This window comes from Acidovorax sp. Root402, assembly GCF_001425125.1.
In the GTDB taxonomy this organism is placed as follows: Bacteria; Pseudomonadota; Gammaproteobacteria; order Burkholderiales; family Burkholderiaceae_C; genus Acidovorax; species Acidovorax delafieldii.
This window is the reverse complement of the sequence record NZ_LMDQ01000018.1, coordinates 192,886-207,124: the sequence shown is the minus strand read 5'-3', so window position 1 is coordinate 207,124 and position 14,239 is coordinate 192,886. Positions and strand designations below refer to the sequence as shown.

Genomic DNA, 14,239 nt, shown 5'->3' with positions numbered 1-14,239 from the left:
CGGCCACCGATCAAGGACGGGCGTGGACGACCGCGAACCAGCCCCGCTCGTCCGTCCACGCCTGGGCCTGCGCAAAACCGGCGCGCGCAAGCATGTCGGTGAACACGGGCAACGGGTACTTGTAGCTGTTCTCGGTGTGGATGCGCTCGCCCTGGTCGAACCTGCGACCGCCGCCGGGCCAGCACACCTCGGTGGCAGAGGCAGCCTCCAGGTGCATTTCAATGCGCGACGCCTCGGTGTTGAAGAACGCACGGTGCCGCCACTGCGCCACGTCAAAGTCGCTGCCGATCAGGCGGTTCACATGCCTCAGCACATTGCGGTTGAACTCGGCGGTGACCCCCGCTGCATCGTCGTAGGCGGCTTCGAGCACCGCCACATCCTTGGGCAAATCGATGCCGATGAGCAGGCCGCCATCGTCGTCGATCAGATCGCGCATGTGGGCCAGCAGCTCCAGCGCGTGCGGGGGGTCGAAGTTGCCGATGGACGAGCCCGGGTAGAACACGAGGCGCCCGGTGCGGGGAATGTCGTCAGGCAGTGACACCCCCAGGGTCATGTCGCCCGCCAGCGCGCGGGCATCCAGCGCCGGGAAGTCGTCGCGCAGCCCTTGCACCGCCTGCTCCAGAAAATCCGCCGAAATGTCCACGCCCACAAAACAGGCCGGCTGCACCAGGCGGCACAGGGTGCGGGCCTTCTGGCAGTTGCCCGCGCCGAGTTCGATCAGGGTGCAGCCTGCGCCCACGGCGCCCGCGATGCTGTCTGCATGTGTCTGCATCAGCGCCATTTCGGTGCGTGTGGGGTAGTACTCCGGCAGGCGTGTGATGGCTTCAAACAGCTGCGAGCCATGCTGGTCGTAGAAATACTTGGGGGAGATGCGTGCGGGCCGCTGGGTCAGTCCGCGGGTGATGTCGGAATAGCGAGGCAGGAGCATGGGTCGTCAGGACGTTGGGGCGGCAGCGCCGCCGGGTGGTCAAAAGCAGAGGCACCTGGAGCGCCCACATTGCGGCACGCCCCACACGCTCCCCTGCCCCATTGTGCGTTGCCTCGCTGACTGCCGTGTGTAGGCCATTTCCGCACCCGAAAAAAAAGGGCTGGCGCATGCGCCAGCCCTTCAGACCCTTGGAGAACTTTTATTGTCAGGAACACAGGGCCCGCCTGGGGCCCTGTGCCCTTAGAAGCGCCAGCCCAGACCCACGCCCACCAGAACGGGGTCCACCTTGAAGGTGCCCAGCTTGGCACCACCTGCGCTCACATCGGTCTTGATGAAAACCTTCTTCACGTCGAAGTTGAGGTACAGGTTCTTGGCCAGCGGGATGTCCACACCCACTTGCAGCGCGGGGCCGAAGCTGTTGCGGTCAATGCTCACGCCTGCGGGCAGGTTCACGCTCGAGAAACGCGTGTAGTTCAGGCCCGCGCCCACGTAGGGCTTGAAGCCGGGGGCATCAAAGTGGTACTGCGCCAGCAGTGTGGGGGGCAGGTGCTTGAGCGTGCCAATGGCTGCGCCGCCAGCGCTGAGCGTGTGCTTTTGGGGCACGGTCAGGATCAGCTCGGCCGCGATGTTCTTGTTGAAGAAGTAGGTCACATCCACTTCAGGGATGGTCTTGTTGTTGACCGACAGGCCCAGCGGTGTGCTGTCCTTGTTGGCGCTGTCCAGGTGCACCGCACGTGCACGGACCATCCAGGGGCCCTCGGCCTGTTGCGCCAGGGCAGCGCCAGAAGACAGGGCACAGAGAACGGCGACAGCCAGCAGGTTCTTTTTCATGGTATTTCGCATCGGTTGGACGGGGACGACCCCCGTGCATGCATTGAACCGCTGCGGCCACGACCCGGCCTTGCCTTACCTCAAGCCCTCGGTAGTAACCCTTAGACCTAGATCAAGGAATACCCACTATCAAGCTGTGGACTTGCCCCGCAGGCGCTGAACCAGCGTCCACCCGGCCAGCACCAGGCCACCCGCCACGATGCCCACCACGGCATTCAGCAGGTTGGGCACCAGCACCGCCCACAGCCCGCCCACGGGCCATTGCGCCGCTGCCGTACCTGCAGCCTCAACCGCATGGTGCAACGCAGGCACACCGTGCACCAGAATGCCACCGCCCACCAGAAACATCGCCGCAGTCCCCGCAATGGACAGCCCCTTCATCAGCCAGGGTGCTGCGCGCAGGATGCCCGATCCCAGGGCACGCGCGGCGCTGCTGGCCTTGTTGTTGAGCCACAGGCCCAGGTCGTCCAGTTTGACGATACCCGCCACCAGCCCATAGACACCGATGGTCATGATGATGGCGATGCCCGACAGCACCGTGAGCTGCTGCACGAAGGGCGCAGCGGCCACCGTGCCCAGCGTGATCGCAATGATTTCGGCCGACAGGATGAAGTCCGTGCGCACGGCGCCCTTGATCTTGTCCTTTTCAAAGGCCACCAGATCCACCGCTGGATTGGCATTGGCCTTGGCGTGGCTCTCATGCTCGGCCTCATCTTCATGCTGGGCGTGCAGCAGCTTGTGCGCCACCTTCTCAAAGCCCTCAAAGCACAAGAAGGCGCCCCCCACCATCAGCAGCGGCGTCACGGCCCACGGCGCAAAGGCGCTGATCAGCAGCGCAGCGGGCACCAGGATGACCTTGTTGATGAACGAGCCCTTGGCCACCGCCCACACCACCGGAATCTCGCGCTCAGCGCGCACCCCAGTCACCTGCTGGGCGTTGAGCGCCAGGTCGTCCCCCAGCACGCCCGCCGTCTTCTGTGCAGCCACCTTGGTCATCACCGACACATCGTCGGCCATGGCAGCGCTCTTTTTGGCCGCCACCTTGGTCATCAAGGCCACATCGTCGAGGATGGTGGCGATATCGTCGAGCAAAGCAAGCAGGCTGCCAGCGGCCATGGGAAGTCCTTGGGATGAGTCGCAAAAAAATGCGGCGAACAAGCCGCCGGTGTGCGCCGCACTATAGCAACGCACAGGCAACCGCCGCGCAAGCCCCCATCGTCGTGCAGCGGCCACGCCATTCGCAGATAGCCCCACATTGCCTGCGGGCATGCCTGCCCAGCCACAAGGCGCATACTCGCGCGCTCATCCACTACCCGCTATGGGGCCTTCTGCGGGCTTCACCGCCACGCCATGCCCGGCTACCTGACCAAGCAAGAAGACATCGCCATCACCGGCGCGGCAGACCTGATCATCCAGTCGCTGCTGGATAAGCAGCAGTTTGCCGACCCGCTGGGCGCCGCCGAGGCGCTGGGTATCTCATCGGCCGCCTGGCCCCTCTTCGGCCTGTTGTGGCCGTCGGGCGCGCAGCTGGCCCAGCGCATGGCCAGCCGCCCCCTGCTAGCGGGCGAACGTGTGCTGGAGATCGGCTGCGGACTGGGTCTGGCCAGCCTGGTGTGCCACCGGCGCGGTATCGATGTCACCGCCAGCGACTGCCATCCTCTGGCCCCACAGTTTCTGCAGGAAAACGCGCGCTTGAACGGCCTGTCACCCGTGAAGTACCGCACGGGTCAATGGGGCTCGGACGCGCCAGCACCGGCCAACGCGGTGCAAGGCCAGTTCGACCTCATCATCGGCAGCGATGTGCTGTACGAACGCGACGCTCGTGCGTCCCTGGCCACCTTTCTGGACCACCACGCAGGCGACGGCGCGCAGATCTGGATCGTGGACCCGAACAGGGGCAACCGCTCCACCTTCCACAAGCAGATGGCTGTGCACCGTTTCGATGTGATCGAAGAGCGACTGGACCACCCCGCCCTGGCCGATGTGCCGGCGTACAAAGGGCGGCTGCTGGTGTACCAGCGCACCTTAACAGCGGCCTGAACACGACTTTGAAGGGTTGGCCCGGCGCGATAGCGCCACCATCAGACCGCCGAGCCCGCGCACCCTAAGCGCCAGGGCAGCCGAGCAAGGGCCGCCCAGCAGCGAGGGCTGCGTCCCTCTTCCCGATTCGCGCAGCGAATCGAGAGAAGGGGGAAGCGGCGCAGCCGCTCAGGGGGATGCCCCCTGCTACCCAACCCACTTGCGCGCGTTGCGCCAGATGCGCATCCAGCCGCTGGCCTGGGCCTTGTCCTCGCTGGTCCAGCTCATCTGCACGTTGCGGAACACGCGCTCGGGGTGCGGCATCATGGCCGTAAAGCGGCCATCCTGCGTGGTCACGGCCGTGAGGCCACCCGCGCTGCCGTTAGGGTTGAACGGGTACTGCTCCGTCGCGCGGCCGTGGTTGTCCACGTAGCGCATTGCGGCAATCGCCCTGTCGGCGTTGCCACGGTACTTGAAGTTGGCATAGCCCTCACCATGCGCCACGGCGATCGGCAAACGGCTGCCGGCCATGCCTTGCAGGAACAGGCTGGGCGATTCGAGCACTTCCACCAGCGAGAGGCGGGCCTCGAAGCGCTCGCTCTGGTTGGTGGTGAAGCGCGGCCAGTCCTGTGCGCCGGGGATGATGTCTGCCAGCTCGGCAAACATCTGGCAGCCATTGCACACGCCCAGGCCAAACGTGTCCGTGCGGCCGAAGAAGCCCTGGAACTGCGCGGCCAGCACGGGGTTGAAGGTGATGCTGCGCGCCCAGCCGATGCCAGCACCCAACGTATCGCCGTAGCTGAAGCCGCCGCAGGCCACCACGCCCTTGAAGTCTTCGAGCTTGACGCGGCCGGTCTGCAGGTCGGTCATGTGCACGTCATAAGCCTCAAAGCCTGCCTCGGTGAAGGCGTAGGCCATTTCGATGTGCGAGTTCACACCCTGCTCACGCAGTATGGCGACCTTGGGTTTGGCCAAGTTGAGGTACGGCGCGGCCACGTTGTCGGCCGCGTCGAACGTCAGGTGCACGTGCAGGCCCGGGTCGGCGGGCTCGCCCGCTGCAGCGTGCTCGGCATCGGCGTTGGCGGGGTTGTCGCGCTGCTGGCAGATCTTCCAGCTCACCGCATCCCACACCTGGTGCAGGTCGGCCAGCGAGGCACTGAACACGGCCTTGGCATCGCGCCAGACCTGGAGTTCGCCCTTACCTGCGTCGATTTCGGACGACACAGGGCGCGTCTTGCCCACGAAGTGGCTGAATTTGGACAGGCCATGCTCGCGCAGCACCTGCATCACATCGTTGCGCTCGGCGGTGCGCACTTGCAGCAGCACACCCAGCTCCTCGTTGAACAGCGCCTTGAGCGTCAGTTCTTCACGGCGGGCACTGACCTGCTGCGCCCAGTTCTTGGCGTCACCGGTTTCCATGCGGCTGTCGCTGATGCCGTCGCCTTCAGTCACCAGCATGTCCACGTTGAGCGCCACACCCACATGGCCTGCAAAGGCCATTTCGGCTGCTGCGGCCAGCAGGCCACCATCGCTGCGGTCGTGGTATGCCAGGATCTGGCCCTTGGCGCGCAGTGCGTTCACGGCGTTGACCAAGTTGACCAGGTCTTTGGGGTCGTCCACATCGGGCACCACGTTGCCGCTTTGCTCCAGCGTCTGGCCCAGGATGCTGCCGCCCATGCGGTTCTGGCCCTTGCCCAGGTCGATCAGCACCAGCGTGGTATCGGCCTCGGTGGCGTTGAGCTGGGGAGTGAGCGTACCGCGCACGTCGGACAGCGAAGCAAAGGCGCTCACGATCAGGCTGACAGGCGAGGTGACTTTCTTTTGGTCGGAACCTTCATTCCACTGCGTGCGCATGGACAGACTGTCCTTGCCCACGGGGATGGACACGCCCAGCGCGGGGCACAGTTCCATGCCCACGGCCTTCACGGTTTCGTAGAGCGCAGCGTCTTCGCCGGGCTCGCCGCAGGCGGCCATCCAGTTGGCCGATAGCTTCACACGCGGCAGCTCAATGGGCGCAGCCAGCAGATTGGTGATGGCCTCGGCCACGGCCATGCGACCCGAGGCGGGCGCGTTGATGGCGGCCAGCGGCGTGCGCTCGCCCATGCTCATCGCTTCACCCGCAAAGCCCTTGTAATCGGCCAGCGTCACGGCGCAATCGGCCACGGGCACTTGCCAGGGGCCGACCATCTGGTCGCGGTGCGACAGGCCACCCACGGTGCGGTCGCCAATGGTGATGAGGAAGCGCTTGGAGGCGACCGTGGGGTGGGCCAGCACGTCGATCACGGCCTTTTGCAGCGGCACGCCGGTCAAGTCCATCGGTGCAAATTCGCGCACCACGGTCTTCACGTCGCGATGCATCTTGGGCGGCTTGCCCAGCAGCACGTTCATCGGCATGTCCACGGGCAGCTTCTGGTCGTCGGCCGTGGCAGCAGGGTCGTGCAGCACCAGCTGACGCTCTTCGGTGGCCGTGCCGATCACGGCAAACGGGCAGCGCTCGCGTTCACAAAAGGCTTTGAACTGCTCCAGCGATTCGGGCGCAATCGCCAGCACGTAGCGTTCTTGCGACTCGTTGCTCCAGATTTCCTTCGGGCTCATGCCGGACTCTTCGAGCTGCACGGCACGGAGGTCAAAGCGCGCGCCGCGGCCAGCATCATTGGTCAGCTCGGGGAAGGCGTTGGACAAACCGCCCGCGCCCACGTCGTGGATGGCCAGGATGGGGTTGTTCGTGCCCTGCGCCCAGCAGTGGTTGATGACCTCTTGTGCACGGCGCTCGATCTCGGGATTGCCGCGCTGCACCGAGTCAAAGTCCAGCTCGGCCGCATTGGTGCCGGTGGCCATGGAGCTGGCGGCGCTGCCGCCCATGCCGATGCGCATGCCGGGGCCACCCAACTGGATCAGCAGCGAGCCTGCAGGGAATTCGATCTTTTTCGTCAGCTCTGCATCGATCACGCCCACGCCGCCCGCGATCATGATGGGCTTGTGGTAGCCACGCTGCACGCCGCCGACGTTCTGCTCGTACTCGCGGAAGTAGCCGTTCAGGTTGGGGCGGCCGAATTCGTTGTTGAACGCCGCGCCGCCCAAGGGGCCTTCGACCATGATCTGCAGCGGGCTGGCAATGTGCTCAGGCTTGCCCACGGTGCTGCCCCAGAGCTTGGACACGGTGAAACCCGTGAGGCCCGCCTTGGGCTTGGAGCCGCGGCCCGTGGCGCCTTCGTCGCGGATCTCGCCGCCCGCGCCGGTCGATGCGCCTGGGAAGGGCGAGATGGCCGTGGGGTGGTTGTGCGTTTCCACCTTCATCAGCACATGCTGGGTAATGCTACTTTTTTGATAGCTATTAGCGCTTGATTCACTGGCGCTTGCGGCCATTTTTGCCACAAAACGCTCCACCTGATGGCCTTCCATGACCGAAGCGTTGTCCGAATACGCGATCACCGTGTGCTGGGGCGCCAGCTGGTGCGTGTTGCGGATCATGCCGAACAGGCTCTTGCTCTGCGCCACGCCGTCGATGGTGAACTCGGCGTTGAAGATCTTGTGGCGGCAGTGTTCGCTGTTGGCCTGCGCGAACATCATCAGTTCCACGTCGGTGGGGTTGCGCTTCAGGCCCGTGAAGGCGGTCACTAGGTAGTCGATTTCATCGTCGGCGAGGGCCAGGCCGAAGCGGGTGTTGGCCGCTTCGAGTGCCGCGCGACCACCGGCCAGCACATCCACATGCTCCATGAGGGCGGGCTGCAGTTCGGTGAACAGGGCGGCTGCGGCGCTGCGGTCGGCCACCACCGATTCGGTCATGCGGTCGTGCAGCAGTGCGGCGATCTGGCCCAGTTGCTCGGCCGTCAGCTCGGGCGTCTTGCCCAGCAGGCCGGATTTCAGGCTGATGCGGTACTCGGTGATGCGCTCGACACGGCGGATGGCGATGCCGCAGTTGCGCGCAATGTCGGTGGCCTTGGAGGCCCAAGGCGAAAGCGTTCCCAGGCGGGGCGTGACGATGAGCGCGGCGCCGTCTTCAGGGCCAGCGTAGGGGTCGCCATAGGTCAGCAGCGCGGCCAGGCGTTCTTGTTCTGCAGGAGTGGGGACCGCATCGGTGGCGACCAGGTGCACGAAACGCGCTGCAATGCCACTGATCTTGGGGTGGATCGCCTCCAGGGCGGGTTGAAGTTGCTGGGCGCGGAAGGAGCTGAGGGCGTTGCCGCCCGCCAGCGTGGTCATGTGCAAGGTCACGGTAGCGGCCTGTTGGGGGGTGTCAGGGGTAGAGGGTGGCTCCGGGCGCCAGCGTGCAACCAGCACCGGAGCCCTCCATTTTACCGGGCATGGCCGGGCCGCCTGCGCAGCCGGGGGCCCAATGGGATAATTGCGCCATGAGCATCACCATCAAAAGCGCCGAGGACATCGAGGGCATGCGCCTGGCCTGCCGTCTGGCCTCCGAAGTGCTGGACTACATCACACCGCACATCAAGCCCGGCATCACCACCAAAGAAATCGATCGCCTGGGCGCCGAATGCATGGCCCAGCAGGGCACCATCTCGGCCACCGTGGGCTACCAGCCACCGGGCTACCCGCCCTACCCGGCTTCGCTGTGCACCTCGGTCAACCATGTGGTGTGCCACGGCATCCCCAACGACAAGCCGCTCAAGAAGGGCGACATCGTCAATGTGGACGTGACCGTGATCACCAAGGACGGCTGGTACGGTGACAACAGCCGCATGTTCCTGATCGGCGAGTGCTCGATCGCCGCCAAGCGCCTGTCAGCGCTGACGTTTGAAGCCATGTGGCATGGCATCGTGCAGGTCAAGCCCGGCGCACGGCTGGGGGATATCGGCCACGCGATCCAGAAGTTTGCCGAAGGGCACGGCTTCTCGGTGGTGCGCGAGTTCTGCGGCCACGGCATTGGCCAAAAGTTCCACGAAGAACCCCAGGTGCTGCACTATGGCAAGCCCGGCACGCTCGAAGAGCTGGTACCCGGCATGGTGTTCACCATCGAGCCCATGATCAATGCCGGCCGCCGCGAAGTGAAGGAATTTGGCAACGACGGCTGGACCATCGTGACCAAGGACCACAGCCTGTCGGCCCAGTGGGAGCACACGGTACTGGTCACGCCCACGGGGTACGAGGTGATGACGCTGTCAGCGGGTTCGCCCCCGTTGCCGTCGTTTGTGACCGCCACCAAGACCTGAGGCGAGCGCCGGGCCACCGGTTCCCGCGCAAAAAGGCAGCTGCTTGCACAACTCTTGCATGGCTTTTTCATGGCCTCCCACGATACTTACCGACCATGACTGAACTCCATGCCCTGCGCGACGCCTACCGCAGCGACAAGGCCGCGCTGCTGGCGGCCATGCAATCCACCGGCGCATCGACACGCGGCATCCGGGTGCTGCTGCGCAAGCTGTCGTCGCTGGCGGGAAACCTGCTGCAGACCCTGTGGCAGCGTGCTGCGCTGCCCGACGATATGGCCCTGGTGGCCGTCGGCGGATTTGGGCGCGACCAGTTGTTCCCCTATTCCGATGTCGATGTTCTGCTGCTGCTGCCCGACGGCACGGCGCCCGAGGCCGGCAGTGCCTTGCGCACGAAGCTGGAAGGCTTCATCGGTAGCTGCTGGGACACGGGCCTGGAGATCGGATCGAGCGTGCGCACAGTGGCCGAATGCCTTGCCGAAAGCGCGGGCGATGTCACCGTGCAGACCTCGCTGCTCGAATCGCGGCTGGTGTGCGGCAGCGCCGCGCTGTTTGCAGAATTCCAGCGCCAGTACCGCGCGCAGATGAACCCCCAGGCGTTTCTGGTCGCCAAGACCCTGGAGATGCGCCAGCGCCACACCAAGTACGAGAACACGCCCTATTCGCTGGAGCCCAACTGCAAGGAGTCGCCCGGCGGGCTGCGGGACCTGCAGATGATCCTGTGGGTGTCACAGGCTGCCGGGCTGGGCAGCAACTGGAAGGAACTGGCCACCAGTGGCCTGGCCACGGCCTTTGAAGTGCGCCAGATCGAGCGCAACGAGGCACTGCTGTGCCTGATTCGCGCCCGTCTGCATGCGGCTGCCGGGCGGCACGAAGACCGGCTGGTGTTCGACTTGCAGACCGCCGTGGCCGAGTCGTTCGGCTACCGCTCGCAAGCACCCGATGGTTCGCGCCTGCCCATGCGGGCCAGCGAAAGTCTGATGCGGCGGTACTACTGGGCAGCGAAGGCCGTGTCGCAACTCAGCCAGATCCTGCTGCTCAACATCGAAGAGCGCCTGAACCCATCGACCCATGAGCCGCGTCCGATCAACGAACGGTTCTTTGAGAAGGCGGGTCTTATCGAGGTGGCCAGCGACGACCTTTACACCCGCGACCCGCATGCGATCCTGGAGACCTTCCTGCTCTACCAGACCACGGTCGGGCTCAAGGACTTGTCGGCGCGCACCTTGCGCGCGCTGTACAACGCACGCGGCGTGATGGACAGCGCCTTCCGTCGAGACCCGGTCAACCGCGATGCCTTCATGCGCATCCTGCAGCAGCCCTCGGGCATCACGCACGCCATGCGGTTGATGAACCAGACCTCGGTGCTGGGGCGCTACCTGTGGCCGTTTCGTCGCATCGTGGGGCAGATGCAGCATGACCTGTTCCACGTCTACACGGTGGACCAGCACATCCTGATGGTGCTGCGCAACGTACGCCGGTTCTTCATGGCCGAGCATGCGCACGAATACCCGTTTTGCTCGCAACTGGCGGGAGGGTGGGACAAGCCGTGGATTCTTTACGTGGCCGCGCTGTTCCACGACATTGGCAAGGGACGCGGTGGCGACCACTCGCAAATCGGCGCTGAAGAAGTGCGGCGCTTTTGCCGCCAGCACGGCGTGGACCGCGAAGATGGCCGGCTCATCGAGTTTCTGGTGCGTGAGCACCTGACCATGAGCACTGTGGCGCAAAAGCAGGACCTGAGCGACCCCGATGTGATTGCTGCTTTTGCACGCCGCGTGGGCAACGAACGCAACCTCACGGCCATGTACCTGCTCACGGTGGCGGACATCCGCGGCACCAGCCCCAAGGTCTGGAACGCCTGGAAGGGCAAGCTGCTGGAAGACCTGTACCGCGCCACACTGCGCACCCTGGGCGGCCGCGCCCCCGATGCAGCCGCCGAGATCGAGGCTCGCAAGCGCGAGGCGCTGGTGCTGCTGGCGCTCAACGCCCTGCCCTTTGAAGCGCACAAGGCGCTGTGGGCCACGCTCGACGTGAGCTATTTCATGCGCCACGACGCTGCCGACATTGCATGGCACACACGCCACCTGTCGCGCCATGTAGGCACGGCCAAGCCGGTGGTGCGTGCCCGCCAGTCGCTGGCGGGTGATGGGCTGCAGGTGATGGTCTACGCCGCCGACCAGGCCGACCTGTTTGCACGCATCTGCGGCTACTTCGACCGTGTGGGTTTCAGCATCCTCGATGCGCGGGTGCACACCGCCAACAACGGTTATGCGCTGGACACTTTTCAGGTCGTGGCCTCTTCGGCATCGGAGCAACCAGGGCACTACCGTGAGCTGACCCACATGGTGGAGAGCGACCTGATGCGCGTGATCGAGGAAGGCGGCCCTTTGCCAGAACCCACCCGCAAGCGGGTGTCACGCCGGGTCAAGAGCTTTCCGGTAGCGCCCCGGGTGACCTTGCGCCCCGACGAAAAGGCGCAGCGCTGGCTGCTGGCTATCTCGGCCAGCGACCGTGCCGGTCTGCTCTATCTCGTGGCTCGCATCCTGGCGCAGCACCACCTGAGCGTGCAACTGGCCAAGGTCAGTACCCTGGGCGAGCGGGTGGAAGACACTTTTCTCATCCAGGGCCCAGAGCTGCAAAACAACGCCCGCCAGATCCAGATCGAGACCGAGCTGCTGCAGGAACTGTCGTCCTGACCGCGCAGGGATAGGCCCAGGAGAGGATCCCTATCAGTCGTCTTCGGTGGCACTGATCTCCGGGAACAGCACCTCGGTAAAACCGAACTGCGTGAAATCACGCACCCGCATGGGATACAGCTTGCCGATCAGGTGGTCGCATTCGTGCTGTACGACACGCGCATGGAAGCCATCTACCGTGCGGTCAATGGGGTCGCCGTACAAATCGAAGCCTGTGTAGCGGATGCGCGACCAGCGGGGCACCTTGCCGCGCAAACCGGGCACGGAGAGGCAACCCTCCCAGTCTTCCTCTTCTTCTACCCCCAGGGGCGTGATCACCGGGTTGAGCAGTACGGTGGGCGGCACAAGCGGCCGATCCGGATAGCGCGGATTGCGGTCGTTGGAACCAAAGATCACCAGTTGCAGATCTACCCCAATCTGCGGCGCGGCAAGGCCGGCTCCGTTCACGGAGGCCATGGTCTCGAACATATCCCGCACCAGCTGATGCAACTCGTCAGTGTCGAACGCAGTGACAGGCTGCGCCACGCGCAGCAGGCGGGGGTCGCCCATTTTCAAAATGGTGTGGATGGTCATGAAATATGAGACAGGCTTGGAGGCAAGGCACAGACCGCCAAATTGGCAGCAGGGTGCCCAGCATATCGCGCCGTAGGGCTCCAGGTTGGCGCGCAGGTTTGCGAACCGATGCAGTCAGTTTTGTGGATTCGGGACAATTTTTGTGTATATAATCTAAGTCTTGTTCCTCGATAGCTCAGTCGGTAGAGCGCCGGACTGTTAATCCGTAGGTCCCTGGTTCGAGCCCAGGTCGAGGAGCCAAGAATTTGCAGGCCCTGCATAAAAAAAGCGGGGCCTTTTAGTTAGTCAGTTGATAGATACCGATCATTCCTCGATAGCTCAGTCGGTAGAGCGCCGGACTGTTAATCCGTAGGTCCCTGGTTCGAGCCCAGGTCGAGGAGCCAATCTGAAAAAGCCTCACACTTTCTGAGTGTGGGGCTTTTTTGTTGGCCGAAACCCCACCACGCAGCGCGCCAGTGCTTGCCAGACAATAGTGCCTTTGCGACACACGCCCGCATGCCCCCGCAACTCCCCTGGCTCGAACCTGACGCCCCCCTTCCAGCCCCGACCCTTGCATGGGGAGAAGGTGACCCTGCGCCGGGACTGCTGGCCGCAGGTGGTGCACTGGATGTGGACAGCCTCCGTGCCGCGTACGCGCAGGGCACCTTTCCCTGGTATGGCCCTGGGCAACCCATCCTGTGGTGGGCACCCGATCCGCGCATGGTGCTGCCAGTGTCGGAATTTCGGCTGCATCGATCACTGAACAAACGGCTGCAGGCGTTTCGCAGACAGGCGCATTGCGAAATACGTGTCGATAGCGCATTCCAGGACGTCATCACGGCTTGTGCCACCAAGGAACGCGATGGCCAGGCTGGAACCTGGATCGTGCCGGAGATGGTGAACGCCTACACTGATTTGCACCGAGCAGGCCATGCCCACAGCGTGGAAACCTGGGTGGACGACCGACTCATAGGGGGCCTGTACTGCGTGGCACTGGGTCGTGCGGTGTTCGGAGAATCCATGTTTGCCCATGCGACCGACGCCTCCAAGATCGCTCTTGCAGCCTTGGTCTGCCTTTGCCGCCGCCATGGCATCAGCTTGATTGACTGCCAGCAGAATACGCAGCACCTGACCTCCCTGGGCGGCCGGGAAATACCCCGCGCCGATTTCCTGGTACATGTGGACAAAGCGCGACAACAGCCTGCCATCCCCTGGAGATTTGAGCCCGTATACTGGAACGAGCTGCTGCCACCCAAGATCGATCCGGCATGACGCAACTCAATGACCTTCCACTGCAGACCCTGCAGTTTTACGCGACAGCCCCCTACCCCTGCAGTTACCTGCCGGACCGTCAGGCACGATCGCAGGTCGCCACCCCCAGCCATCTGATCCAGAGCGATCTCTATTCCGACCTCGTAACCAAAGGGTTTCGCCGCAGTGGCATGTTCACCTACCGCCCCTATTGCGACGGATGCCAGGCGTGTACACCGCTGCGGGTCCTGGTCAACGAATTCAAGCCTGATCGCAGCCAAAGACGCGCGGCAACACGCCACGGCCAACTGCAGGCCCGGGTGCTACGGCTGTGTTTTGTGCCCGAACATTACCAGCTGTACCTGCGCTACCAGAACGGCCGCCATGCAGGCGGTGGCATGGACCATGACAGCATCGACCAGTACACACAGTTTCTGCTGCAAAGCAGGGTGAACTCGAGACTGGTGGAGTTCCGCGAGACAGACGCATCAGGCGAACCCGGTGCGCTCAAGATGGTCTCCATTCTTGACGTGCTCGATGACGGCCTGTCTGCCGTGTATACGTTTTACGAACCCGAGCCCCATTGCAGCTACGGCACCTACAACGTCATGTGGCAAATTGCGCAAGCCAATGCACTGGGCCTGCCCCATGTCTACCTGGGGTACTGGATAGAAACCAGCCCCAAGATGAACTACAAGGCACGCTTTGTGCCCCATGAAATCCGTACCGATGGGCTATGGCACCGGGTAGCAGACACCGGCCACGCGAGCACCTGAATACGCGTTAACATTTCA

At 64.1% G+C, this 14,239-nt stretch carries 10 protein-coding genes and 2 tRNA genes; 7 read left to right on the top strand and 5 right to left on the bottom strand.

Annotated features, from left to right (window positions below; translation table 11 throughout):
* Nucleotides 1-10 precede the first annotated feature (10 nt).
* The 3 genes from egtD to ASC83_RS21355 form a co-directional block, all read right to left on the bottom strand.
* The gene (gene egtD, locus ASC83_RS21365) at nt 11-928 is read right to left on the bottom strand and encodes an L-histidine N(alpha)-methyltransferase (protein WP_056067382.1); all 918 of its coding nucleotides are present in this window, start codon (nt 926-928) and stop codon (nt 11-13) included.
* Nucleotides 929-1,168: 240 nt separating this feature from the next.
* Nucleotides 1,169-1,759: an OmpW family protein gene (locus ASC83_RS21360; RefSeq protein WP_015013729.1), complete on the bottom strand. Its 591-nt coding sequence runs from the start codon at nt 1,757-1,759 to the stop codon at nt 1,169-1,171.
* Nucleotides 1,760-1,888: 129 nt separating this feature from the next.
* Nucleotides 1,889-2,875, bottom strand: coding sequence for a DUF808 domain-containing protein (locus ASC83_RS21355; protein WP_056067381.1), 987 nt, complete (start codon nt 2,873-2,875; stop codon nt 1,889-1,891).
* 234 nt (nt 2,876-3,109) lie between these two features.
* Between ASC83_RS21355 and ASC83_RS21350 the strand changes: the two genes are divergently transcribed.
* Nucleotides 3,110-3,799, top strand: coding sequence for a methyltransferase (locus tag ASC83_RS21350; protein WP_056067378.1), 690 nt, complete (start codon nt 3,110-3,112; stop codon nt 3,797-3,799).
* Between the two features lie 186 nt (nt 3,800-3,985).
* On the opposite strand, the gene purL is transcribed toward ASC83_RS21350, so the two are convergent.
* The gene (gene purL, locus ASC83_RS21345) at nt 3,986-7,993 is read right to left on the bottom strand and encodes a phosphoribosylformylglycinamidine synthase (protein WP_056067793.1); all 4,008 of its coding nucleotides are present in this window, start codon (nt 7,991-7,993) and stop codon (nt 3,986-3,988) included.
* Between the two features lie 137 nt (nt 7,994-8,130).
* Between purL and map the strand changes: the two genes are divergently transcribed.
* Both map and ASC83_RS21335 read left to right on the top strand, forming a co-directional pair.
* Entirely contained in the window at nt 8,131-8,946 is an 816-nt protein-coding gene (gene map / locus ASC83_RS21340) for a type I methionyl aminopeptidase (RefSeq protein WP_056067376.1), read from the top strand.
* 95 nt (nt 8,947-9,041) lie between these two features.
* The gene (locus tag ASC83_RS21335; protein ID WP_056067374.1) at nt 9,042-11,642 is read left to right on the top strand and encodes a [protein-PII] uridylyltransferase; all 2,601 of its coding nucleotides are present in this window, start codon (nt 9,042-9,044) and stop codon (nt 11,640-11,642) included.
* A 33-nt stretch (nt 11,643-11,675) separates the two neighbouring features.
* Here the strand turns inward: ASC83_RS21335 and def are convergent, their stop codons facing one another.
* Entirely contained in the window at nt 11,676-12,215 is a 540-nt protein-coding gene (gene def, locus ASC83_RS21330) for a peptide deformylase (protein ID WP_056067371.1), read from the bottom strand.
* Between the two features lie 164 nt (nt 12,216-12,379).
* Here def and ASC83_RS21325 point away from each other — a divergent pair.
* From ASC83_RS21325 to ASC83_RS21310, 4 genes are all read left to right on the top strand, one after another.
* Nucleotides 12,380-12,455, top strand: a tRNA-Asn gene (locus ASC83_RS21325).
* Between the two features lie 67 nt (nt 12,456-12,522).
* Nucleotides 12,523-12,598, top strand: a tRNA-Asn gene (locus tag ASC83_RS21320).
* 112 nt (nt 12,599-12,710) lie between these two features.
* A complete protein-coding gene (gene aat, locus ASC83_RS21315) occupies nt 12,711-13,466 on the top strand; it encodes a leucyl/phenylalanyl-tRNA--protein transferase (protein WP_056067369.1) in 756 nt (251 codons plus the stop codon).
* Nucleotides 13,463-14,221 (top strand): arginyltransferase, encoded by a 759-nt coding sequence (locus tag ASC83_RS21310; RefSeq protein ID WP_056067367.1) that lies wholly within the window; start codon nt 13,463-13,465, stop codon nt 14,219-14,221. The genes aat and ASC83_RS21310 overlap by 4 nt, the downstream gene beginning before the upstream one ends.
* The last annotated feature ends 18 nt before the right edge of the window (nt 14,222-14,239 follow it).

Excerpts from the sequence above, each read along its gene's own strand:
- egtD (WP_056067382.1), bottom strand. The coding sequence starts at position 928 with ATGCTCCTGCCTCGCTATTCCGACATCACCCGCGGACTGACCCAGCGG.
- ASC83_RS21360 (WP_015013729.1), bottom strand. The coding sequence starts at position 1,759 with ATGAAAAAGAACCTGCTGGCTGTCGCCGTTCTCTGTGCCCTGTCTTCT.
- ASC83_RS21355 (WP_056067381.1), bottom strand. The coding sequence starts at position 2,875 with ATGGCCGCTGGCAGCCTGCTTGCTTTGCTCGACGATATCGCCACCATC.
- ASC83_RS21350 (WP_056067378.1), top strand. The coding sequence starts at position 3,110 with ATGCCCGGCTACCTGACCAAGCAAGAAGACATCGCCATCACCGGCGCG.
- map (WP_056067376.1), top strand. The coding sequence starts at position 8,131 with ATGAGCATCACCATCAAAAGCGCCGAGGACATCGAGGGCATGCGCCTG.
- ASC83_RS21335 (WP_056067374.1), top strand. The coding sequence starts at position 9,042 with ATGACTGAACTCCATGCCCTGCGCGACGCCTACCGCAGCGACAAGGCC.
- def (WP_056067371.1), bottom strand. The coding sequence starts at position 12,215 with ATGACCATCCACACCATTTTGAAAATGGGCGACCCCCGCCTGCTGCGC.
- aat (WP_056067369.1), top strand. The coding sequence starts at position 12,711 with ATGCCCCCGCAACTCCCCTGGCTCGAACCTGACGCCCCCCTTCCAGCC.
- ASC83_RS21310 (WP_056067367.1), top strand. The coding sequence starts at position 13,463 with ATGACGCAACTCAATGACCTTCCACTGCAGACCCTGCAGTTTTACGCG.